This is a genomic window from Sphingobium sp. SCG-1 (genome assembly GCF_002953135.1).
Taxonomy (GTDB): domain Bacteria; phylum Pseudomonadota; class Alphaproteobacteria; order Sphingomonadales; family Sphingomonadaceae; genus Sphingobium.
The window spans coordinates 1752600-1774520 of the sequence record NZ_CP026372.1 but is presented as its reverse complement, the minus strand read 5'-3'; the positions used below and the strand labels follow the sequence as shown (position 1 = coordinate 1774520).

Sequence of the window (21921 nt, the reverse complement as noted above, 5' to 3'; positions counted from 1 at the left end):
AAATATAGGAGTTTGCAATATGTTCGACCTCAGCGGCATGACTGCCCTCGTCACCGGCGCATCGGGCGGGATCGGATCTGCCATCGCCAAGGCACTGGTGGCGCAAGGCGCGCGCGTGGCGTTCTCCGGCTCGAATGAAGCCAAGCTTACAGAGTTTGCGGGCCAGTTTGCTGGCGATCACGTCACCCTGCCCTGCAACCTGTCGGACGCCGCCGCCGTGGATGCGCTGGTGCCGCAGGCCGTCGAGGCATTGGGCGGGAAGCTCGACATATTGGTGAACAATGCGGGCGTGACGCGCGATAACCTTGCCATGCGGATGAAGGACGACGAATGGGATCAGGTGATCCGCGTCAATCTGGAGGCCGCGTTCCGCCTCTGCCGGGCTGCAGCCAAGCCGATGATGAAAGCGCGCTTCGGGCGGATCGTGTCGATCACTTCGGTGGTAGGCGTGACGGGCAATCCGGGTCAGGCGAATTATGCTGCGTCCAAGGCCGGGCTGATCGGCATGTCGAAGGCGCTGGGACAGGAACTGGCGACGCGCGGAATTACCGTGAACTGCGTTGCTCCGGGCTTCATCCGCTCAGCGATGACCGAGGCGTTGAACGATGCACAGAAGGAAGCCATCACTGGCAAGATCCCGGCGGGCAAACTGGGCGAAGGCGAGGATATCGGTGCGGCTGTGGTGTACCTCGCAAGCCGCGAGGCAGGCTATGTCACGGGGCAGACGCTGCACGTGAATGGCGGAATGGCGATGATCTGAAGCTGAGCGCGCCGTCCAGCAGGATGGCGCGCCGCACCGCTAGGGCGAGGATTGCGACGATCGCAATCAGTTCGAGCGGGATCGACGTCACGGCCGTGAGTTGCCGCCCGAACAGCGGCACGATCCATGCGAAGGCAAGGATCGTCACCTCCCAACGGAGCGCGCCGCGTCTGAGGATATCCGTCGCGAGGAACGCGACAGCCATCGTCAGCACGACCAAGTCATAGTCCAATACATAGGGCGTGCAGAGCAACGCTGCCGCCATCACCGCTGCGCTGCGATTGCCGATGCTGCCCTTGCGGCTGACGAAAACCGCCAGCGCCACCGCCAAAACCGTGACGGATGCCTGCGCCGCATAGGCGAGCGGAATTGAGCCGCCCCACATGCGGATAGCCGAAAAGGCGCTCGGGATCTTTTCCCAGCCCGTGTTTCCCTGTTCGATGACGATCTGACGCGTAATCGTCAGCGAATCGAGGAACGCCTGCCATACCGGCCAGCCCCAAAGCGCCAGCGTGAGGCCGCAAAGCACGGAGACCGCGCCGGTTGCTCCCAGGACCGCGCGCCAGTTGCCGCGTACGATCAACACCAACGGGATCAGCACGGCGAATTGCGGTTTATAGACAAGGCACCCCAACAGCACGCCCGCCAACCACGGTCGCCCGTCGAGCAACAACAGGCCCCCCGCCAACAGCGCCGCGGTCATAAATCCATTTTGCCCATGGCCGAGGCAGACGAGCACGACGGGTGCTCCGGCCGCGAACAGTAAGGCATCACGCCGCGCCACGATCCGGCATGCGAGCCAGAGCATAGGCCCGAGCGTTGCAACCTGCCACAGGATCAGCGCGGGCACGTAAGGAAGCTTGGCCAGCACCACCGCGATCATCAGGAACGGCGGGGGATAATGCCAGCCATAGAAGGGCACGGTCTTCGACTGATGCACCATCTGCTGGACGGCATAATGGTCGGGCCAACTCCACGCTGCAGCCGCCCTCCCCTCGTTCGCCATCAGCCCAGCGGTCCATACGTTCGAGAAATCCGTGCCCAAGGGACGGCCCAGATAATCGAGTGTGCCGTTTGCCCCCCAAAACAGGAAGGCGACCATCAGAATCGTGGATGTCAGCGTGGCCCATGCGACAAGACGAGCGCGCTCGAGCGTCAGCCATCTTCCGGTTGCGAGCATGTCCAGCATCGCGCCAGTTTGCGCCAATATGGTGAACGGGCGGTAAATGCGCGACTACCGAAATCCGGGTCAGTCCACCGGAAAGCGCTCTCTACTATGATCCCGGCGCGACAAAAGCACGGGTGGCGGCGCATTCGTTGCCTCTTGCACAGCGCTTCCCTTGCCACTAGGGCGTGCTGAACAGATATTCATGTCTCAACCGCACTACCCAGAAAGAAGGACCGCTCATGAGTGAGACCGCGGATCGCGTAAAGAAAATCGTTGTCGAGCATCTGGGCGTCGAAGCCGAGAAGGTGACCGAAGACGCAAGCTTCATCGACGATCTGGGCGCAGACAGCCTCGACATCGTTGAGCTGGTCATGGCGTTTGAAGAAGAATTCGGCGTTGAGATTCCCGACGACGCTGCCGAGAAGATCGGCACCGTCAAGGATGCGATCGATTATATCGACAGCAAGCAGTAAGGACGGAGTTCGGTCGCGGCGGCGCCTGACGGCCTCGCCACGGCACGAGCCGACCCAAGGTTGAGCGGCTCTCCGTCCCGGGCATCCCCGTGGAAGGAGGGCCGTTTTCCTGTTTATCCCTATTCCTGCCAGTCGTCTCCTGCCAGACTGGCACAAGTAAGATTTGACGGAGCGGATGTATGCGTCGTGTTGTCGTAACGGGCCTTGGAATGGTGACGCCTCTGGGCGCGCAGGTTGAGACCGTCTGGAAGAACATTCTGGCGTCAAAATCAGGCGCGGACATCATCAAGCGCTTCGATCCTACCGATTACGTGTGCCGGATCGCCTGCGAAGTGAAGCCTGCGGATCATGAATATGGCTTCGATCCCAGCCTTCGCGTCGATCACAAGGTGCAGCGTCAGGTCGATCCGTTCATCGTCTATGGCATCGACGCGGCGGGTCAGGCGCTGGAGGATGCGGGCCTTACCGACGCATCCGAAGAAGAGCGCTATCGCATGGGTGTCTCCATCGGTTCGGGCATCGGCGGATTGCCGGGCATCGAGAGCGAATCGCTGGTGCTGCACGAAAAGGGCCCGCGCCGCGTGTCGCCGCACTTCGTGCATGGCCGCCTCATCAACCTGATCTCCGGTCAGGTGTCGATCAAATATGGCCTGATGGGTCCGAACCATGCGGTCGTGACGGCCTGCTCCACCGGAGCGCATTCGATCGGCGACGCCGCGCGGATGATCGCGATGGACGATGCCGACGTGATGCTGGCCGGTGGCGCGGAAAGCGCGATCTGCCCGATCGGCATCGCCGGTTTCTCGCAGGCGCGCGCGCTTTCGACCAACTTCAACGACACGCCGGAGAAGGCATCGCGCCCCTATGACAAGGATCGCGACGGCTTCGTCATGGGCGAAGGCGCAGGCGTCGTCTGCCTCGAAGAATATGAACATGCCAAGGCGCGCGGCGCGAAGATCTATGCCGAAGTGATCGGCTATGGCCTGTCGGGCGACGCCTATCACGTCACCGCGCCGCACCCGGAAGGCTCCGGCGCGTTCCGGTCGATGGAAATGGCGATGCGCAAGTCGGGGCTGGCGCTGTCCGACATCGACTATATCAACGCGCATGGCACATCGACGCCGATGGGCGACGAGCTGGAGCTGGGCGCGGTGCGCAGGCTGTTCGAGAACAATATCGGCACGATGTCGATGTCGTCCACCAAATCGGCGATCGGGCATTTGCTCGGCGGCGCAGGCGCGGTCGAATCGATCTTCTGCATCCTGGCGATGCGTGACCAGATTGTTCCGCCGACGTTGAACCTCGACAACCCCTCCGATAGCTGCATGGGCGTGGACCTGGTGCCGCACGTCGCCAAGGAGCGGAAGGTGAAGGCCGTGCTCAACAACAGCTTCGGCTTTGGCGGCACCAATGCCAGCCTCGTCATGAAAGCGATCTAGGCTCTTCCCATGCGCCGCATCGGTTATGTGATCCTTGCGGTCTGCGTTGCGGCGCTGGTGTTCGTCGCTTTCCAGTTCGTGCATGGCTGGAAGGCGGACGGACCATCGGGCGTCGACAAGACGATCGTCATTGCCGAAGGCGCGACGCTGACCAGCGCCGCCGTGCAACTGAAGCGCGAGGGCCTGATCCGCTCCGCCGACGCATTCCTGACGCGGGCGAAGGTGTTCGGCGCGGGCAAGCCGATCAAGGCGGGGGAATATGAGATCCCCAAACATGCCAGCAATGCGGAGATCCTCAAGATCCTGCAGGGCGGCATTGCCCTCTCCCGGTTGGTGACGATCCCGGAGGGGATGCCGTCGATCCTCGTCTACGAGCGATTGATGGCGCAGGACGAACTTACCGGCTCGATTCCCGTGCCGCAGGAAGGCAGCGTGCTGCCGGACAGCTATGCCTTTGAGAAGGGCGAGACGCGCGCCGCCGTGCTGAAGCGGATGCAGGGCGCGATGACGAAAGCCTTGGCGAAGCTGTGGGCGGACCGCAGCAAGACGACCGTCGTGAAGACGCCCAAGGAAGCCGTTATCTTGGCCAGCATCGTCGAAAAGGAGACAGCGGTCCCCACGGAGCGGCCGATTGTCGCGGGCGTCTATGGCAATCGCCTGCGGACGGGCATGATGTTACAGGCGGACCCGACGATCATCTACCCGATCACCAAGGGCAAGCCGCTCGGCCGACGCATCCGCAAGTCGGAGATCGCGGCGGTGAACGACTATAACACTTATGCGATGACGGGGATGCCCAAGGGGCCGATCGCCAATCCGGGCCGCCTGTCGATCGTGGCGGTGCTGAACCCTGCTCCGACCAAGGCACTGTATTTCGTAGCGGACGGCAAGGGCGGGCATATCTTTGCCGACACGCTGCAACAGCATAACGAGAATGTGCGGCGCTGGTTCGAGATCAGACGCGAGCGCGGCGAATTGTAAGTCGGCGGCAAACTCGGGCATTGAAGAGGTTTTCCGCCCGGAGATCATCAGCGCCGCGCCACATCTCCCCGCTCGCCAGCCATGGATCAGCGGCGCTCAGTCCGTTCTGGAATGGACATGGTTTTTTCGTGAAAGCGACCGCGGGCTGGTGGATGGTTCGCGGATGTAACTGCGGTCTTGCGTGCATGAAGAGGCGAGCGGGCCGTGCGGAGCGTTTGTGAGGTCAATATATAACGCCGTACGCGATTGCTGTTCGCGGGCGACCCGATAGTTATCGGGCTTGCGACGGGGTGCACTGGCTGTAGGATTGCCTTTTTCAAGCGCGCGGGTGCGGGCTTCGGAAAGAAGAAGAAGGATTACGGTCGGCGCGTCCTTGCCTCGGTCACCCAGGCTCGACGACTTGGTAGCCTAAAGTATGTATAAAGCGTCGAGGCTTTATGTTTTGGCGATCCGGCGGGTCTGCTGCTCCCTTTCGGGCATTTGGAGGCAATTACTGGTTGGCCGCTGACGCGACGCCCCTACAGTCCACGATACCAGAACGCCGGCAGTATGCGGATATCCGTCTTCTTATGCTGGATGGTTCCGCGCCGACCGCTCCTGCATGACAGCCAAGCCGCCAAGCAGGAACCTTCACTTGCCTTCGCCTCGATCAGGTGCGTTGGAAGTGTCGTGGCGTATAACCTATATGGTTCGTGATGTCAAGATATCTTTGACGCAAACGGGGACGGTTCGCACCGCCCCCGCTCCATGCCCGACAGCATAGTCGTAATCAGGCCGCGGTCGCAAACATCTCCGGATCGAGCGCCATCAGCACTTCTGCGCCGCCTTCGATCTTACGGCGAAGCGCGCCTGCGTCCGGCATGATGCGCTCGGCAAAGAAGCGCGCAGTGACGAGCTTGGCTTCGAGGAACCTCGCATCCCCCTCGCCAGCATCGAGCAGGCGCACCGCCGCGCTTGCCATGCGCAGCCACATCAGGCCAACCGCAACGATGCCCATGATGTGCATATAGTGATAAGCGCCCGCCCCGGCATTGTTGGGGTTCTGCATGGCGTTCTGCATCAGCCACATGGTCGCACCCTGCAACTGCGCATTCGCCTTTTCCAGGGCTTCGGAGAAGGGCGCGAGGCGCGGTTCGGCCTTGGCGATGGCCACTTCGTCCGCGATGATCTTGAAGAACGCCTGTATTGCACGACCGCCATTCTGCGCCAGCTTGCGGCCAACGAGGTCCATAGCCTGAACCCCGTTGGTTCCCTCATAAATCTGGGCGATACGGGCATCGCGGACATACTGGTCCATGCCCCATTCCTGGATGTATCCATGCCCGCCATAGACCTGCTGACTGGCGACAGCGATGTCGAAGCCCTTGTCCGTGCCGTAGCCCTTGATGACCGGGGTAAGCAGCGAGATGAGGTCGTCCGCCGTCTGGCGCTCCTCCTCGGTTTGGGCCAGGTGGGACAGATCGACTTGAAGCGCGCCCCACAGGCACAAGGCGCGCAACCCTTCGGTCAGCGCCTTGCCTTCCATCAGCATACGGCGCACGTCCGGGTGGACGAAGAGCGTGTCGGCCTTCTCGTTCGGCTCCGACGCGCCAGTAAGCGCGCGGCCTTGACGGCGGTCCTTGGCATATTGCACGGCGTTCTGGTAGGCGACCTCGCCCTGCGCCAGTCCCTGAAGGCCGACGCCGAGACGGGCGGCATTCATCATGATGAACATCGCGGCGAGGCCCTTGTTCTCCTCACCCACCATCCATCCGGTCGCGCCGTCATAATTCATGACGCAAGTCGAATTGCCGTGAATACCCATCTTGTGCTCGATGGAACCGCAGGTGACGGCATTGCGATCGCCCAGCGATTCATCTTCGTTGACGATGAACTTTGGCACGATGAACAGCGAAATGCCCTTGCTGCTCTCCGGTGCGCCGGGGGTCTTGGCCAGCACCAGATGAATGATGTTCTCGGCAAGGTCATGCTCGCCCGAGGAAATGAAGATCTTCGTGCCGGTGATGGCATAGCTGCCATCGCCGTTCGGCACAGCGCGGGTGCGGATCATGCCGAGATCAGTGCCCGCATGTGGCTCGGTAAGGTTCATGGTGCCGGTCCACTTGCCGCTCACCATGTTAGGGACATATTTCGCCTTCTGCTCGTCCGACCCCTTCGCCAGGATCGCCGCGATCGCACCCGCAGTGAGACCGTGGTACATCTCGAACGCCTGGTTGGAGGAGAGCACATATTCGGCAAACGCCGTGGCGACAGCAGAAGGGAGACCCTGGCCGCCAAATTCCTCCGAAGCGTGCAGCGTGGTCCAGCCGCCCGCGACATACTGGTCATAGGCATCCTTGAAACCGGTGGGCGTCGTCACGCTGCCGTCCGGATGGCGCGTGCAGCCTTCCTGATCGCCAACCTGGTTGAGAGGAAAGAGAACTTCCGCCGCGAACTTGCCGCCTTCCTCCAGAACCGCCTCGACGATATCGGGCGACGCATTCTGGAAACCGGGCAGATTGGTGTAGCGATCGATGTGCACGACGTGGTCGAGTACGAATTTGGTATCGCGGACGGGGGCAGTATAAACGGGCATGGTTCTCTCCGGAAATTCCGTTGGGGTGCGGTCTGGCAAAAGCGCAGGAAGCGCCGCAGCCTTTAGCTGTCGGCTGCTTTAGCTGTCGGTTGGGCTGCCTGCCTCGACAATGGCTACGAACGCAGCCAGTTCCTCGATCGCGGCGTTGATATCGGCCTTTTGCCGCTCAAGCAGGTCGATGCGTGCCGTGCATTTTTCGATGGTGACACGGCGCTGCACTTCGCGGCCGTCGTTGAGGTCGTAAAGGTCGATCATCTCGCGGATATCGGCAAGGCTGAAGCCGACGCGCTTGCCGCGCAATATCCACGCGAGGCGCGCGCGGTCGCGGCGCGAATAGATGCGGGCGAGGCCCTGCCGCTGCGGCGCGATCAGCCCTTCATCCTCATAAAAGCGGAGCGCGCGCGCAGTCACGCCAAATTCCGCCGACAAATCCGAAATGCTGTATTCATCCCGCTCGGTAAGATCGGGCATTTCGATGCCGGCTATCTGAGCCATATGTTTCATGCCGCGAAAGTAGTTGACGTTTACGTTCGCGTCAAGTGTCGAGCAGACCCTAGTGGCCGCTTTGATACACGCCGATTTCGTGGCCCGCCGGATCGACGACATGAAAGCGACGGCCGCCGGGATAGGCAAAGATCGGCACCCGCACGACGCCGCCTGCCGCCGTTGCCGAGGCCAGCGCGGCTTCGAGGTCGTCGACTTCGATCAGCGGCAGGATCGGCGGGGTGGGTTGGGAGGTGTCGGCGTTGAAGCCTGCGGTAGTCGCGCCGCCCTCGACCGCGGCATAGTCCGGGCCATATTCGGTGAAGGTCCAGCCGAATGCGGCTTCGTAGAAGGGGCGGACGGTGGGAATGTGCTCGATCGCAAATTCGACATAGTTAAGTTTCGCCATGAGTCGCTCCGTTGTTCTTGGTATGTTCATAGCAGGGTGTGGATTGGAGGCACAGCTTTTATGACAAGCGGCGACCGTTCTTGGTCACGCCGCCAGATTATCCTAATTCTTGAAACCGGCTACTCATTAGGTCGGTAAGTCGAAGAATAGATGACCAGATTTGTGAGCAAGCGGTCGTTAATTGCACATGTATATGATGGCTGAAAGACCACCAGCCCATCGGGGAACGTAATGAGAATCGGACTTGTCGTATTCGTGTTCGTGCTCGCCAACCCAGTGATGGCCTCGCCCGACAATCACTCATCGAAACAGCCGGGAGGTGCCTTGATCGCCACGGAGATACCACCTCTGAAGTTGGACCAGCCCAACTGGCGGCCAATGACCGGTCAGCAGATCAGCGCCGCGTTCCGCGGACGCGCATTATATGTCGACGAGGCATACCGCCCCTACCCGAACGTAAAAGTGAAAACATTCTGGATGGGCGGATGCCCGCCGAGTGAGCATTTCGCTGCCAATGGTGTATGGACGCGATCCGAGTGTCACCGTGCTCGGAAATCATATTTTGGCCGATGGGAAACGGAGAGATTTCGTGGGGGTGAGCGCCTCTGCGTCGAAGCGCCCAACTTCCCGAAGCTGTGTCGCTTCGTATGGCTTGGCGCAGCCGGGGATCGAGTTTTCATGGCTGCTGACAAATTGTTCTGGGAGGAGCCGATGGATGATCCCAGAACCTTTAACCCGTATCTCTTGGTGGTCGCCCACTAATAAGCTGTAAGTCGATGCGGTTTTGTCCAAATGTGTACGAATGGAGCGATTGCTGCCGAATGATTTTTGCCGCGCAGCGGCTGCTATCGCCGGTCAGCCCTCCGAAAGCCGCCGTTCCACTCTCCACCCAAACCCTCACCGCATCCGGTAAAAATCGGCGATGCGGTCCAGCGCTAAGGTCAGCACCAGCTTGCCCGCGCGAGTGGGCCAGTGGAGGGCTTTTTCGGCAGCGCCGAGGCCTTCGCCTGCACAGGCGACGCGCCATAATATGTCGGACAGGCCCGGTCCTGCTGCGTCGATGGCGGCGGTGAAGCGATCGCGGGCGGACATTTGCGCGAGCGTGGGATCGGGCGCGCGGGGTGCGCCGTGCCGACCCTTTGCGACGGGTGCGGGGTTCCAGTGCATCGTGACCTGCGGCCCCAGCCCCGCCCGCTCCCAGTCGCGGCGCAGGGTCTCTGCGGCGAGATATTGCCGCTCGGTGATCTTGCCGCGCACATGCAGCCAGGTGATCGGCGACTCGCCACGGTTCACCAGCACGACGCAGTGTTCGCCGTTCGGGTCTTCTATGGTCTGCTCGATATAGCTGGCGAACTGGCGGGACATGGCGGCTCCTGTTAGGGCGGGGGATTTCCCTTGCCTCCCAAGCCAATCTGTAGGACAGCGAAAAACCAGATAGGTACAGGACCAAGCCCATGATTACCCGCATCCGTGACGTTCGCAAGGCAAAGGGGCTGACGCTGGAGGATGTCGCGCTGCGGTGCGATCCGCCGACGACGGCGCAGACGATCGGGCGGCTGGAGACGGGAATGCGTACCGTTTCAGTCGGCTGGCTCAACCGGATCGCGGCGGCGCTGGGCGTCACGTCCGCCGATCTGGTGGACATGCCGGGGCAGGAGAATGTCGCAGTCGCGGCGCTGATTGGGCCGGAGGGTGCGAAGGCGCCGACGCATGGGCAGAGCTTCACGCCCCCCGTCGCGACGGCAGCGATGGTGGGCGTGCGCGTGCTGGCGAGCATCGGCGACTATCGTGGCGGGGACGAGATCTGGTGCGAGAAGATCGCGGCGGATGCCTATGCCAAGGCGCTCAATCGCGACGTGCTGGTGCCGCGTCCGGGCGGGCGCTTCCTGTTCGGGCGACTGATCGGGCGCGACGGGGACAAGATCCATGTCCTGCCGCTGGGTGCGGGATCGCGGCAACAGGTGCTGGCCGATCCGCCTTGGGCCGCAGTCGCGACGCGGCTGGTGCGCGCGCTGTAACGGGTGGCTTTAGCGCGTGGCTAACGGCCTGTTAAACAAACTGCTATAGGGGAGCGGAATGACCATCCGCGTCCTCATGCTATCCACCCTGTTTCCCGACATCAGCCGCCCGAATTTCGGCGTCTTCGTCGAACGGCAGGCACGGGAACTCGCTAGCCGCCCCGAAGCCTATGTCACTGTCGTGGCACCCATCGGCATCCCGCCATGGCCGCTGTCGAAGGCGGATCATTATCTGCCGCTGACGCGATTGCCGGAGAAGGAACGCTGGCGCGACCTTACCGTCTATCGCCCGCGCTTCCCGATTTTGCCGAAGATCGGCGGGCGGTTCAATGTGGCGACGATGACGCGCGCGATCCTGCCGCTGGTGCGCCGCCTGCATGGCGAGCGGCCGTTCGACGTGATCGACGCGAGCTTCTTCTATCCCGACGGCCCGGTCGCGGCGCGGCTGGCCAAGGCATTGGGCATTCCGTTTTCCGTGAAGGCGCGCGGCGCGGACATCCATCACTGGGGCCATGCGCCCGCGACTGCCAAGGCCGTGCTGCGCGCGGGCCGGGAGGCCGACGGGCTGCTGGCGGTGTCGGGAGCCATGCGGCGCTCGATGATCGCGCTCGGCATGGAGGGCGACAAGATCAAGGTGCATTATACCGGCGTCGATCTGGACCGCTTCACGCCGATGAACCGTGCGGCGGCGAAGGCGGAGTTGAAGCTGTCCGGGCCGGTAGTGGTGAGCGTGGGCGCGCTGATCCCGCGCAAAGGGCAATCGCTGCTGATCTGCGCCCTGCCCGCTTTGCCGGACGTGACGCTGGTGCTAATCGGTGAGGGGCCGGAGCGGGCCTCCTTGCAGGCTCTGGCGGAGCGGCTGGGTGTTGCCGACCGGCTCGGGATATTGGGGGCGGTGCCGCATGAGCGATTGCCGCAGTTCCTGGCTGCGGCCGATGTGATGGCCCTGCCCTCCGCGTCCGAGGGGCTGGCGAATGCGTGGGTCGAGGCGCTGGCCTGCGGTACACCGATCGTCATCAGCGATGTGGGCGGGGCACGGGAGTTGCTCGACCGGCCCGAAGCAGGGCGGATCGTGGAGCGTGAGCCTGCCGATATTGCGGCGGCGGTGCGGGAACTGATCGATACGCCGCCGGATCGCGAGACTGTGCGCGAGGCCGCGCTGCGATTCACGTGGACGGCGAATGGCGACGCTTTGCTAGCGCATCTGCAGGGCATCACGGGGACGATCTAGGCTACTGAAATATATCCGTTTCGCTCGCGAATTAGACTTAAGTCTATATTTAATCTATATTAATTCGGTGCAACTAGACGTTTAGGCTCACAGAACGAGTGTAAACGTGGTCAGTAATTCACAGCAGCATCGCGAACTGATCGAGATCGGCCGATCCATACTCGATGCGGCACAAGAGCATTCTGAAGGATCGCTCAGGCAGGTCGCCCGGCTGCGCCTGACATTATCTCGCGCGGTGTCCGATCATGTTGCCGACGAGTTGCGGCTGATACGGCGCGTGAGGCCCTGCGCCGAGAGCGGACCTCACGCCCCGCTCATGAAGAGCTATCACGAGGGCATCCGGGATTGGCGTCAACGCCTGGTCGAATGCACGGTCAAATGGCCGTCGCGGGAAATCTCCGCCAATCCCGACGGTTTCATCGCGGATTACATGCCGATCCATCAGGCGCTGGAGACGCGGATGCGATGGGAGGAAGATATCTTCTATCCGGCAGTGCTGTCGAAAGCGCATCTGGACTGAGTTGCCGGTCCTGCCCGCGTGCGGGCGCTAGAGCGTCTTTGTTTTCCGCATTTTCCAAGCCAGCAGATGATGCCCTCTGCTTCGAAAATGCTCTAGAGCGGCATCAGCGCCGCTATGATCTGACGATCCTCAGACCGCAACACGCCCCAGGCGCGGGCGGCGGCGCGGCTGTCCATGGCTTCGACACCGAGGCCGCGTGCTTCCATTTCGCGAACGAAGGTCCGGGAGGGCTGGATGAGGCCAGCGCCGGTTCCAAGTAGAAGGAACTCGGGCGTGGGGGTCAGGGCCGCGAGGGGACCAAGCGACGCGAGCGTTAGATCACTCGGCGATGGCGCATGGTCCCAGGGCCATGCTTCGGTCGGGCTGAGCAATATGCCGCCGGGGAACACCGTCTCCCCCAGCCGGAAGCCGCGGCCCGAGAAGCCGGTGATACGCGGGCCGGAATAGCCGCCGTCGCGCCGCATCTCCATTCCGCTGCTCATAGCCGGCTGCTCATAGGGGCCAGCTTAGGGCCGCGCGCCGTCGCCGACGCGCTCTGCCTTGGCGGGCGTGCCCGACCTGCGTTCGGCAGGCTCGGGCTTGAGCCCCAGCGTGATGAGCAACGAGGACGACACATAGACTGATGAGTAAGTGCCGATAATGATGCCGAGCATCATCGCAGCGGAGAAGCCACGCAGCACATGGCCGCCGAACAGCAGCAGCGCGCCCAGGGCGAGCATCACCGTTACCGAGGTCATGACGGTGCGCGGCAGCGTTTCGTTGACGGACAGGTCGATCAGCGCCTTCATGTCCATCTTGCGATATTTGCGCATATTCTCGCGGATGCGGTCGTCGATCACCATCTTGTCGTTGATCGAATAGCCGACGATCGTCAGCACTGCGGCGACGATGTTGAGGTCAAACTCCATCCGGGTGATCGCGAAGAAGCCGAGCGTCATCAGCACGTCGTGCAGGATCGCGACGAAGGTGGAGACGCCGAACTGCCATTCGTAGCGGAACCAGCTGAAGATCGCGATGCCGACGATTGCGAGCAGCACCGCGAGGATGCCGTTCTGGATCAACTCGCCCGAGACCTTGCCCGACACCGCGTCATAACGGCTGAAGGTGACGCCGGGATATTTCGCCTCGACGCCCGATTGCACTTGTCGCACCAGCTTGTCGGTCGCGCCGTCGTCCTTGCTTTCGGGGAGCGGCAGGCGGATCGAAACGGTGCGCGGGTCGCCGAACTGCTGGAGCGAGACTTCGCCGACGTTCATCGCGTCGATATCGGTGCGGACCTTGTCGAGCGGCGGGGGCGAGGCGAACTTGGCCTCGACCATCAGGCCGCCGACGAAATCCACGCCCATGTTGAGGCCGCGCACGCCGACCGCCGCGACCGCGAGGATCGTCAGCAGCAGCGTGAGCGCGAAGGCGATGTGACGGACCCGGACGAAACCGATGTTCGTGTTGTCTGGGACGAGTTTGAGGAGTTTCATTGCGGTGATCCAGTCTTACGTCCGTTCGCCCTGAGCCCGTCGAAGGGTTCTGCTGAGCGCAGCGAAGCGCCTTCACTTCGTTCAGGAGAAGGCTTCGACAAGCTCAGCCCGAACGGAGTGTAGGGCGCGTGCATGAAATCGGCGAGGTGGGTATACGGCGTCATATATGCAGCTCGGACGGTCGCGCACGGCGGAGCCATGTCGCGACCACCAGACGCGTGAACGTCACCGCCGTGAACACCGACGTCGCGATGCCGATCAGCAGCACGATCGCGAAGCCTTTCACCGGCCCCGATCCCAGCGCGAGCATGATGCCGCCCGCGATGGCGTGCGTCACGTTCGCTTCGAAAATCGTCCGCGTCGCTTCCTTATAGCCGAATTCCACGGCCTGCACGACCCCTCGCCCTCGCCTGCGCTCTTCGCGAATACGCTCGTAGATCAGCACGTTGGCATCCACGGCGGTGCCGATGGTCAGCACGAAACCGGCGATGCCCGGCAACGTCAGCGTGGCGTTGAGAATGCCCATGACGCCCAGGATGACGAGGATGTTGATGACGACCGCGAGGTTCGCGTACATGCCGAAGCGGCCGTAGCTTAAGAACATGAAGACCGCGACGGCGCTAGCCGCAACCACCGATGCGATGATGCCTGCGCGGATCGAGTCGGCGCCGAGTTGCGGACCGACCGTGCGTTCTTCCACGACCTTCAGCGCGACGGGCAGCTTGCCGGAACGCAGCGCGATCGCAAGCTGGTTGGCGCTTTCCACGGTGAAGCTGCCGCTGATCTGCGCGGTGCCGCCCAGGATCGGCTCGTTGATGTTGGGCGCGGACAGCACCACGCCGTCGAGGATGATCGCGAACGGGCGATCGACATTCTCGCTCGTCACCTTGCCGAATTTCCGGCCGCCCGAGCTGTTGAAGCGGATGGAGACCGCGGGGAGATTGCCCTGCTGCTCATAGACCTGCGTCGCGTCCGTCAATTCGTCGCCCGACACCATCACCTGCCGCTTGACCGCAATGTAGGGCACGCCGGAAGGGTTGGTGGGATAAGGCAGCACTTCGCTACCCACCGGCGCGCGGCGCTGCGCGACTTCGGCGGGGTTGGCGGTATAGTCGACCAGCTTGAATTCAAGCTTCGCCGTCTGACCGAGCAAGTCCTTCAGCGCCTTGGGGTTCTGGAGGCCCGGCACTTGCACCACGATGCGGTTGTCGCCCTGCCGCACGATGCTGGGTTCGCGGGTGCCGAGTTCGTCGATGCGCTTGCGGATGACTTCGGTCGCCACTTCCATCGCGCTGTTGACGGAGGCATTGATGCCCGCCTCAGTCGGGCTCAATATGATGGTGCTGCTGTCCACCACGGTCACGTCGAAGTCGCGCTGGCCGGTCATGCCCGCACCTTGCGTCAGCGGGCGGATACGCTCGACGGCGGCATCCACCTGCGCGGGATTGCGGACCATGAAGGAGAGCTTGCCATCACGACGCGAGATGTCGCCGATCGCGATGCGCGGATCGCCCCGGCGCAGTTCCGTGCGGATCTGGTCTTCCATGTTGGTCAGCCGCGCCGTCGTAACGTCGTCGGTGCTTGCCTCCAGCAGCAAGTGACTGCCGCCCGACAGATCAAGGCCCAGATTGACGCGCGTTTGCAGCGCCTTGGGCCATGTTTGCGTGATGCGTTCAGGCACGAAGCTCGGGATCGCGCACAAGATGCCGATGCCCAGCGTCAACAGGATGAGCGTGATTTTCCAGCGCGGGAAGGTCAGCATGGGGTTAGTCGTTCGCCGGCTTCGCGGTCGTGGGGTCGATCACGTCGGCGATAGTGGCCTTGACTGCCTTCACCTTCATGCCCGGCGCGAGTTCGATATCGACATAGAGGTCATCGACGCGGACGACCTTACCCACGAGGCCGCCGCCAGTGACGACCTGATCGTTCTTCTTGACCGCATCGATCTTTGCCTTGTGGCTCTTCATCTTCGTCTGCTGCGGACGGATCAGCAGGAAGTAGAAGACGACGAAGATCAGGACCAGCGGCAGGATGTTGGCGATGATCCCGGCGGTGCCGCCCGCAGCGCCGGAACCCGACTGGGCGGCTTGGGCAAAGGCAGGCGTGATGAACATGGGGGCAACTTTCACTTCGGAAGAGATACGGACGACCGCGGCTGTCTGACACCACGGGACCAAGGGCGCGCGGCTAACACAAGTCAGGGCGGGGAGGCAACAGCATTAGGGACGCGCGGCCTGATCGGGCGTGAATTGTAAGGCGGCGGCTGCGGATATTCCACGCGCCGAGGGGATGGCCGCGCGCGCCGGCGCTGCGCCGCGAGAAGCGCTTGCATCTTTCCCGACATCCGCCTAAACGCCGCCCTCCGGTCGGGACGTAGCGCAGCCTGGTAGCGCATCACACTGGGGGTGTGGGGGTCGGAGGTTCGAATCCTCTCGTCCCGACCAAATTAGCTTGAGTAGTGATTGAGATACGCCCGCTGGCTGCGTCAGCGGCGGCTATTTGCGCGCGCTCGTGCCCGTCATACTCGCGAGCAGCCTCTACTCCTGACGGATTGGCGTCTACATCGGCTTCCACTTTATCCTGTCCTATAGGTAACCACATAGGTTAGCACAATCCTCTTTGCGGGAGGGTGGCATGGATATCGAGCAGCTTATCGACGACGTGATCGAGCGCGAGGGCGGGTATGTCGATCATCCGGCCGATCGGGGCGGTCCGACGCGGTGGGGCATCTCGCAACAGGTGGCGCGGGCGTTAGGGTATAGCGGGGCCATGGCCGATTTCCCAAGGGAACGGGCGGTCAAGGCGTACCGGCTGCTGTTCTGGACGCGGCCGAAGTTCGCCTTTGTGGCGGAGCTGTCGCCCCGCGTGGCCGAGGAAATGTTCGACACCGGCGTCAATATGGGCACTGCCGTCGCGGCGAAGTTCCTCCAGCGCGCCTTGAATGCGCTCAATCGGAAAGAGCGCGATTATGCCGATATGGCGCCGGATGGGAAGATTGGGCCGGACACGCTTGCTGCCCTTGGGAAGTTCATGGAGGTGCGTGCGGGGAATGGCGAGGCGGTCCTGTTGAAGGCATTGGAAGCTTTGCAGGGCGCGCGATATATCGATCTTGCCGAAAAGCGTCCGGCCAACGAGGCATTTGTCTATGGCTGGCTGGCGAACCGGATCGGCTAACCTGCGGGAGGTGAAGATATGGCGATCTGTCAGTCCGACCTGATGCCGCTCCTCGACATCGTCGATCGCGTGGTTACTAATAGGCAAGCGGCAAACCGGGTTAAGCTTGAACTGCTGACGCTCGCGGCGAGTCGGCAGGGGGAGGACGCGGCTGCCGACACTTCGGCGTTGATGGCGGAGGTATCGGCCCGCGACCTCTGGACCAGCCGGGCGCGGCCGACGTTCCTCTATGTCATCTATGCTCTGCTGCTGTGGTCGATCCCGATGGGGCTTATCGCGGGTGTGCGACCCGATGTAGCGGACGCTATCGCACGGGGCATGACCGGCTACCTGCACGGCCTGCCGGAGCCGCTCTATGCGTTGTTCGGCACTGGCTATCTTGGCTACACTGCCGCTCGGATGTGGGGGAAGGTCAAGGGTGTGGATCGGTGAGAGGATTGTTCCTCCGCCCTTGCACCATGCTTATTACCGGACACCGAACTTAGGGTGCGTCTCGCAAGCACTTGACAATGCAGACAATTATGAGACTGCGGAAGCGCCAGCAATGACGCTGTGCAGGAGGGCATAAGGTGCGGACGTGAAGGCCAGGGAGCCTCGGCGCAATGTGCTGGCAGACGCGCGGATGCGCTCTGACGGCGTGTGGAGCGATGTACGCATACGTAACGCATCAAGTCGTGGCATGATGGTCGAGACGGCCGATCCACCCGAACGCGGCGCCTATATCGAAATACGGCGAGGGGCATTGACCGTGATCGGTCGGGTCGCATGGTCACGCGGCCGACGGTTCGGCTTCCGGTCTCAGGACAAGATCGATGTCGATGCCCTGATGGCGCACGCCTCCCAGAATCCGAAGGCCGCTGCGCGACAAGACGAAAGTCATGAGCGCAGGAAAGATCCGAGCCGACTTGGCGAAACCCTGAAGGGCGAGGCGCGAAGCCGTCAGATCGCGTCGGCCCTGCAATATGTGGTATTCGGCGTTGCGGCGATTATCGCAGCTATCATCGCGGCGACGATGGTTGGAGAGGTGTTATCACGGCCCTTCCAAAGCATTTCCAACGCATTGGGGCACTGATTGGCGTAGCTCCGCCGGTAGCTACCCCCATGCCCCGACCGCCTCGAACCGCTTTACGCGGGCGTAGATCATGATTGCCGTGGGCAGGAACATCGTGTTCAATATGTCGTGCTGCGATGCGGGCCAGTTGTTTTCGATGCTGCCCTGCGCCTGATTGAGGTCGATGAATTCATTGCAACATTCGATGATCAACACGCTCAGCCAAGGCAGCCAATGGTCCATCCGTTTCCGCGTCAGCAGCGCGATCAGCAGCAGCAGCGTGACGCCGACATGCACATGCATGGCGTCCGCGCTGAGGCCGACGAACAGCTCCGCCTGATGCTTCCAGCCGCCCCAGATTTCGGCGATATGCTCAAGCGTCATCGGCGCTTCAGATACGTGTCTTGAATGGCGTGAAATCCGTCTGACTGTCGAAGATGTCCAGCCCCTCGCGGCGCTTGAGGCCGTTTACGACGAGATAGGTTAAGGGCGTGAGAACGGCTTCCCATGCGACCTTCAATGCCCAGTTGGTGACGAGGACCGTCAACACCTGCGCCGTCGGCCAGATGCCGAGGAAAGCGAGGGGATAGAAGATCAGGCTGTCGACGCCCTGCCCCGCCACGGTCGATCCAATGGTGCGCGCCCATAGCATCCGACCGCGCGTTAATATCTTCATACGGGCGAGGACGAAGCTGTTGACGAATTCCCCAGCCCAGAAGGCGGCGATGGAGGCGAAGACGATGCGGGGCACCTGACCGAACACCGCTTCATACGCGCCCTGCCCCGTCCAGCCGGGCGCGGGCGGCATGGCGACGACGACGGCGCTCATGATCGCCATGAAGAGGCTGGCGACGAACCCCGCCCAGATGCAGCGGCGCGCGCGGGCATAGCCGTAGACTTCGGTGAGCACGTCGCCGATCACATAGCCCAACGGGAAGAACAGGATTCCCGCGCCGAAAATGAACGGATGGCCGAATACGGATATCTGCGCCACCTTCGCCGCGCCGATGATGTTGGAGAGCAACAGGATCGCCACGAACGCCGCCATCACGAAATCGAAATAGCGCAGCGGCCGCGCGCCGAGCGTCGTGGCGTCGATCTTTTCGATGGGTGGGATGGTCGGTGCGGTCATCTATCGCTCTGCATATCCTGCTGGCGCGGCTTTGCAAGAAAGTCGTTGCTGCATCGCACCATTTTGCTGCGTCAATTGCATCGCGCGACAAGCGCCGCTATGGCTCCGCCTGTCCGCGCCCGTAGCTCAGCTGGATAGAGCACCTGCCTTCTAAGCTGGTGGTCGCAGGTTCGAATCCTGCCGGGCGCGCCACCATCTCCTCACGCGCCGAAATTGCTTCTAACATCTTGAAGGGCAATGATGTTTCAGGGGTTCGAAAGCCTTCATTGCGGTCGTATATTAATTTGTCGCCGAACGTGAGTTTAACGGCTGCACGCTTGTCAGCAAAAACATCGGACTCCCAAAGAATCCAAGGGCTTGCAAGGAATTCCATCGAGGTTCGAAAAGTTTCGTCATAGTCTCTAGCAGGCGTGCCGCACTTACTGATATTTTCGGCGAGAAGCAGCTTTCTTTTCTCAAGTTCCTCAACGCGCTTTTCCAACGCTCCCATGACTATTTTGCTCTCAGCATCAACGAGTCGGTCAAGAAGTTGATTGGTCTTTAGGTCGATATCAGCGACCTCCTTCACCATCGCTTTTTTGCGCTCCTTGGCCTTGCCAGCTTGCTCATTCCAAAGGTCTCGGAAAATCGCAGCCGCCAAGTCGAACAACTCCCGCGCAGGAGTAAGCGCCTTCAATAGGTCTTCGAAAGCTGATTCCACTTTTCCACGGGCAATCGACTTGCTGTTGCTCGAGCAACCAGCCTGCCGACAAAGATAGTAGGGGTAGAGCTTTCCCTTTGAACCCTTCGAGAAATTAGCCGTGTAAGGATGATGGCAATCGGCGCAGCACAATACGCCGCGAAGGGCGAAAGCCTCGTTGATATCGACCCGCACGGGTGCGGGTGCTTTTCGATACAAGCGTTCCTGAATCCTCGTGTATGTCTCAAAGCTGACAATTGGTTCGTGTTGGGCCTTCCGCATGGACACTCCCCACTTGGGCACCTCCAGATACCCGGCGTAGAGCGGCTGGGTCAGCATCACTTTCACGCGTTCGATGGTAATTAGGCCACTTTTGGTTTTTGGGAAAAGTGGTTGCGCCTCTAAAAACCGCTTCACCTCCGCCTGAGATTCAAAACGTCCGCTTGCGAACCCTTCGAGAACCTCCTGAACAATGGAGGCTACAGGCTCGTGGCGATACATCATCCGCCCACCGCCCGGTGCCTTATCGTAAAGATAGCCTTGGGGTTCACCGTATATCCAAAACCCATTTTGTGCTCTTGCACGCATTCTGTTTTTTGTTTGTTCCGCATTCTTTTGCCGCTGATGCTGGGCAGCGCTCGCCAACACGTTTTCGACAAAATGACTATCGGAGGTTTCCCCGAAAATAATCGAAGGGGATTCCAAAATTCCACTTGCCGCGATGATCGCGTCTCGGCCTTTGCGGAAGACAACTACATCTCTTGCAAGGCGTGAAAGATCGTCGATTATGACGACATGGGGATTAGAACGGTTTTTACGGAGAAAGGCCAATAGCGCTTTAAACTGCGGGCGGTTGGCAGTCGCCCCGGTATAATCCTCGCGGAAGACTTCGACGACATCAAGCTGTCGGTAACTAGCAAATTCCCGGCATCGCGTTTCTTGACTGCCTAAACCATCCCCGCGTGTCTTTTGTTTAGCATCAGATACGCGACAGTATATGATAGCTTTCTGTCTGGTATCACGTGTCATGGCGCGTATTCCTCAGATCCATTGCCGTAGTTGTCTCGCCCGCGTGTGGCGCTATTATTCTCAAGTTGTTCGGGAAATGTGACGCTATCACATCCAGATTTACGAATGGAAGCTTTTGAGAATTGATGCTTGAGAGCTAATTGAGCGGAATCTGTACCCCAAGCGATACTAATGCCTGCTTGCATTATCCGATGGATAACCTGAATAGCTTCGTCCTTGGCCGCATCCGTAAAGTCGATGCTTGGCACTAAAGCGCGATACTTTGCAGCTAGATCAGGTGGTAAGTCAGTCATCCAATACATCTCCCGCCGCCCGGTAGCGGCGCTCAAATGAGCAATGAGAGAGTTAGGCCTACTGCGTACTCGTCTTAATGTTGGGGGGATAAACCTTCCCCCGGTTCCTCTTTGAGCAAAATAGTTTTGAGCGTTTTCAGCCCGCTCGCTAAAATAAAATTCGCGTCTTACGATAAAACGCTTATTATTTAAGCGTATCACGTTCATTGCCGGGCCTGCAAATTTGCATGAGTACGGGCAACGCCTCGAACACTACGAAATAATGTAGCCCGTCCAACGTGATAACGCTTTGCCACGTCACTCGCGATCATTGTACCACTTGCCATTAACGACCTTGCTTCATTTATTTCCGCAGGTGACATTTTCGGGCGACCGCCGCGAACGCGTCCACGTTTCGCGGCGGCTTCAACACCCGCCCGAGTGCGTTTAATGATCGCGCGGTGTTCCATATGCGCGACAACGGCAAGAAAGATGGCCTGCATCTCGCCGTTCTCCGTGGCCGTGTCGCACGTTTCGGACAAGCTCAGGACACCCGCGCCGCGCTCGTTCAGTTCAGTTATAACAGAGAGAATATGCCCGATAGATCGGCCTAAACGGTCGATACGCCAGACCGCCAGCCTATCGCCTGGCCTTACCATGTCTAAAGCCTCGTTGAGGCCTTTCCGCGACCAGCGCGTACCAGATACCTTGTCCTGAAATACCTTATGGCAATTTGCAGCCTTCATGGCATCCCACTGGAGATCAGTATTCTGCTCAGCAGTGCTTACCCGGATATAGCCGATAAGGCGGGTTTTTGCGGTCATTGGTACGTTCCGGCGGGAGTCTCATAGATCGTGATTGGTGAGACTGTGGCCTTTCAAATTGCCTGATCGCGCCAACCAACGGTCAAACCGCCGATTTCCTAAAGAAATATCTAGCACAGTCCGTTGCATAATTGAAGAAAAAAGGAGTATCAGGGACCACGATCCATGAGACTCTAAAGTCAACATGACCGCCTGATTTCGAAGCGCGTAGAACATTTGATGTTACGT

The 21921-nt window shown here is 60.9% G+C and carries 24 protein-coding genes, 2 tRNA genes and 1 pseudogene; 13 read left to right on the top strand and 14 right to left on the bottom strand.

Annotated elements, in window-relative coordinates; genetic code table 11:
• The first annotated feature begins 19 nt into the window (after positions 1-19).
• Positions 20-760 carry a 3-oxoacyl-[acyl-carrier-protein] reductase gene (gene fabG / locus C1T17_RS08105; RefSeq protein ID WP_104953016.1) on the top strand — a complete coding sequence of 247 codons (741 nt, stop codon included), beginning with the start codon at positions 20-22 and terminating at the stop codon, positions 758-760.
• Here fabG and C1T17_RS08100 read toward each other — a convergent pair.
• Positions 714-1949: a glycosyltransferase family 87 protein gene (locus C1T17_RS08100; RefSeq protein WP_104953015.1), complete on the bottom strand. Its 1236-nt coding sequence runs from the start codon at positions 1947-1949 to the stop codon at positions 714-716. The genes fabG and C1T17_RS08100 overlap by 47 nt on opposite strands.
• A 218-nt stretch (positions 1950-2167) precedes the next feature.
• Here C1T17_RS08100 and C1T17_RS08095 point away from each other — a divergent pair, with 218 nt between their 5' ends.
• From C1T17_RS08095 to mltG, 3 genes are all read left to right on the top strand, one after another.
• On the top strand, positions 2168-2401 hold the full coding sequence (locus tag C1T17_RS08095) for an acyl carrier protein (protein ID WP_006950224.1): 234 nt from the start codon (positions 2168-2170) through the stop codon (positions 2399-2401).
• Between the two features lie 179 nt (positions 2402-2580).
• Positions 2581-3840 (top strand): beta-ketoacyl-ACP synthase II, encoded by a 1260-nt coding sequence (gene fabF, locus C1T17_RS08090; protein WP_104953014.1) that lies wholly within the window; start codon positions 2581-2583, stop codon positions 3838-3840.
• Positions 3841-3849: 9 nt separating this feature from the next.
• Positions 3850-4821, top strand: coding sequence for an endolytic transglycosylase MltG (gene mltG / locus C1T17_RS08085; protein WP_104953013.1), 972 nt, complete (start codon positions 3850-3852; stop codon positions 4819-4821).
• Positions 4822-5590: 769 nt separating this feature from the next.
• Here mltG and C1T17_RS08080 read toward each other — a convergent pair.
• From C1T17_RS08080 to C1T17_RS08070, 3 genes are all read right to left on the bottom strand, one after another.
• Entirely contained in the window at positions 5591-7396 is a 1806-nt protein-coding gene (locus C1T17_RS08080; RefSeq protein ID WP_104953012.1) for an acyl-CoA dehydrogenase C-terminal domain-containing protein, read from the bottom strand.
• Positions 7397-7474: 78 nt separating this feature from the next.
• Positions 7475-7891, bottom strand: coding sequence for a MerR family transcriptional regulator (locus C1T17_RS08075; RefSeq protein ID WP_411269223.1), 417 nt, complete (start codon positions 7889-7891; stop codon positions 7475-7477).
• Between the two features lie 58 nt (positions 7892-7949).
• Positions 7950-8288, bottom strand: coding sequence for a VOC family protein (locus tag C1T17_RS08070; RefSeq protein ID WP_104953010.1), 339 nt, complete (start codon positions 8286-8288; stop codon positions 7950-7952).
• Between the two features lie 255 nt (positions 8289-8543).
• On the opposite strand from C1T17_RS08070, the gene C1T17_RS21245 reads away from it, so the two are divergent.
• A complete protein-coding gene (locus tag C1T17_RS21245; protein WP_189338543.1) occupies positions 8544-9050 on the top strand; it encodes a hypothetical protein in 507 nt (168 codons plus the stop codon).
• Positions 9051-9185: 135 nt separating this feature from the next.
• Here C1T17_RS21245 and C1T17_RS08060 read toward each other — a convergent pair whose 3' ends face one another.
• The gene (locus C1T17_RS08060; RefSeq protein ID WP_104953008.1) at positions 9186-9653 is read right to left on the bottom strand and encodes a DUF6456 domain-containing protein; all 468 of its coding nucleotides are present in this window, start codon (positions 9651-9653) and stop codon (positions 9186-9188) included.
• 89 nt (positions 9654-9742) lie between these two features.
• Here C1T17_RS08060 and C1T17_RS08055 point away from each other — a divergent pair, with 89 nt between their 5' ends.
• From C1T17_RS08055 to C1T17_RS08045, 3 genes are all read left to right on the top strand, one after another.
• Positions 9743-10306 (top strand): helix-turn-helix domain-containing protein, encoded by a 564-nt coding sequence (locus C1T17_RS08055; protein ID WP_104953007.1) that lies wholly within the window; start codon positions 9743-9745, stop codon positions 10304-10306.
• Between the two features lie 58 nt (positions 10307-10364).
• The gene (locus C1T17_RS08050; protein WP_104953006.1) at positions 10365-11537 is read left to right on the top strand and encodes a glycosyltransferase; all 1173 of its coding nucleotides are present in this window, start codon (positions 10365-10367) and stop codon (positions 11535-11537) included.
• A 106-nt stretch (positions 11538-11643) separates the two neighbouring features.
• Positions 11644-12057, top strand: coding sequence for a hypothetical protein (locus C1T17_RS08045; RefSeq protein WP_104953005.1), 414 nt, complete (start codon positions 11644-11646; stop codon positions 12055-12057).
• 92 nt (positions 12058-12149) lie between these two features.
• Here C1T17_RS08045 and C1T17_RS08040 read toward each other — a convergent pair whose 3' ends face one another.
• The 4 genes from C1T17_RS08040 to yajC form a co-directional block, all read right to left on the bottom strand.
• Entirely contained in the window at positions 12150-12527 is a 378-nt protein-coding gene (locus C1T17_RS08040; RefSeq protein WP_104953004.1) for an Mth938-like domain-containing protein, read from the bottom strand.
• Between the two features lie 36 nt (positions 12528-12563).
• Positions 12564-13532, bottom strand: coding sequence for a protein translocase subunit SecF (gene secF, locus C1T17_RS08035; RefSeq protein WP_104953003.1), 969 nt, complete (start codon positions 13530-13532; stop codon positions 12564-12566).
• A 160-nt stretch (positions 13533-13692) separates the two neighbouring features.
• Positions 13693-15294 carry a protein translocase subunit SecD gene (secD, locus tag C1T17_RS08030; RefSeq protein WP_104953002.1) on the bottom strand — a complete coding sequence of 534 codons (1602 nt, stop codon included), beginning with the start codon at positions 15292-15294 and terminating at the stop codon, positions 13693-13695.
• 4 nt (positions 15295-15298) lie between these two features.
• Positions 15299-15646, bottom strand: a complete 348-nt coding sequence (gene yajC / locus C1T17_RS08025) for a preprotein translocase subunit YajC (RefSeq protein ID WP_104953001.1) — start codon at positions 15644-15646, stop codon at positions 15299-15301.
• A gap of 253 nt (positions 15647-15899) precedes the next feature.
• Here yajC and C1T17_RS08020 point away from each other — a divergent pair.
• The 4 genes from C1T17_RS08020 to C1T17_RS08005 all read left to right on the top strand — a co-directional run bounded on the left by C1T17_RS08020 (position 15900) and on the right by C1T17_RS08005 (position 17778).
• Positions 15900-15976 (top strand) — tRNA-Pro (locus C1T17_RS08020).
• Positions 15977-16166: 190 nt separating this feature from the next.
• Positions 16167-16706 (top strand): glycoside hydrolase family 108 protein, encoded by a 540-nt coding sequence (locus C1T17_RS08015; protein WP_104953000.1) that lies wholly within the window; start codon positions 16167-16169, stop codon positions 16704-16706.
• An 18-nt stretch (positions 16707-16724) separates the two neighbouring features.
• On the top strand, positions 16725-17138 hold the full coding sequence (locus tag C1T17_RS08010; RefSeq protein ID WP_104952999.1) for a 3TM-type holin: 414 nt from the start codon (positions 16725-16727) through the stop codon (positions 17136-17138).
• Positions 17139-17283: 145 nt separating this feature from the next.
• Entirely contained in the window at positions 17284-17778 is a 495-nt protein-coding gene (locus C1T17_RS08005; protein ID WP_145958974.1) for a PilZ domain-containing protein, read from the top strand.
• A 21-nt stretch (positions 17779-17799) separates the two neighbouring features.
• On the opposite strand, the gene C1T17_RS08000 is transcribed toward C1T17_RS08005, so the two are convergent.
• On the bottom strand, positions 17800-18141 hold the full coding sequence (locus C1T17_RS08000; RefSeq protein WP_104952997.1) for a hypothetical protein: 342 nt from the start codon (positions 18139-18141) through the stop codon (positions 17800-17802).
• Between the two features lie 7 nt (positions 18142-18148).
• Positions 18149-18889: a queuosine precursor transporter gene (locus C1T17_RS07995; RefSeq protein ID WP_104952996.1), complete on the bottom strand. Its 741-nt coding sequence runs from the start codon at positions 18887-18889 to the stop codon at positions 18149-18151.
• Positions 18890-19004: 115 nt separating this feature from the next.
• Here C1T17_RS07995 and C1T17_RS07990 point away from each other — a divergent pair.
• Positions 19005-19081 (top strand) — tRNA-Arg (locus C1T17_RS07990).
• 493 nt (positions 19082-19574) lie between these two features.
• Here C1T17_RS07990 and C1T17_RS22110 read toward each other — a convergent pair.
• The 3 genes and pseudogenes from C1T17_RS22110 to C1T17_RS07980 form a co-directional block, all read right to left on the bottom strand.
• A pseudogene (locus C1T17_RS22110) lies at positions 19575-20597 on the bottom strand (recombinase family protein); the annotation flags it as partial.
• Positions 20594-21097 (bottom strand): hypothetical protein, encoded by a 504-nt coding sequence (locus tag C1T17_RS20985; RefSeq protein ID WP_145958973.1) that lies wholly within the window; start codon positions 21095-21097, stop codon positions 20594-20596. The gene C1T17_RS20985 and the pseudogene C1T17_RS22110, both read right to left, overlap by 4 nt.
• On the bottom strand, positions 21094-21693 hold the full coding sequence (locus tag C1T17_RS07980) for a recombinase family protein (protein WP_104952995.1): 600 nt from the start codon (positions 21691-21693) through the stop codon (positions 21094-21096). The genes C1T17_RS20985 and C1T17_RS07980 overlap by 4 nt, the downstream gene beginning before the upstream one ends.
• Between the last annotated feature and the right edge of the window lie 228 nt (positions 21694-21921).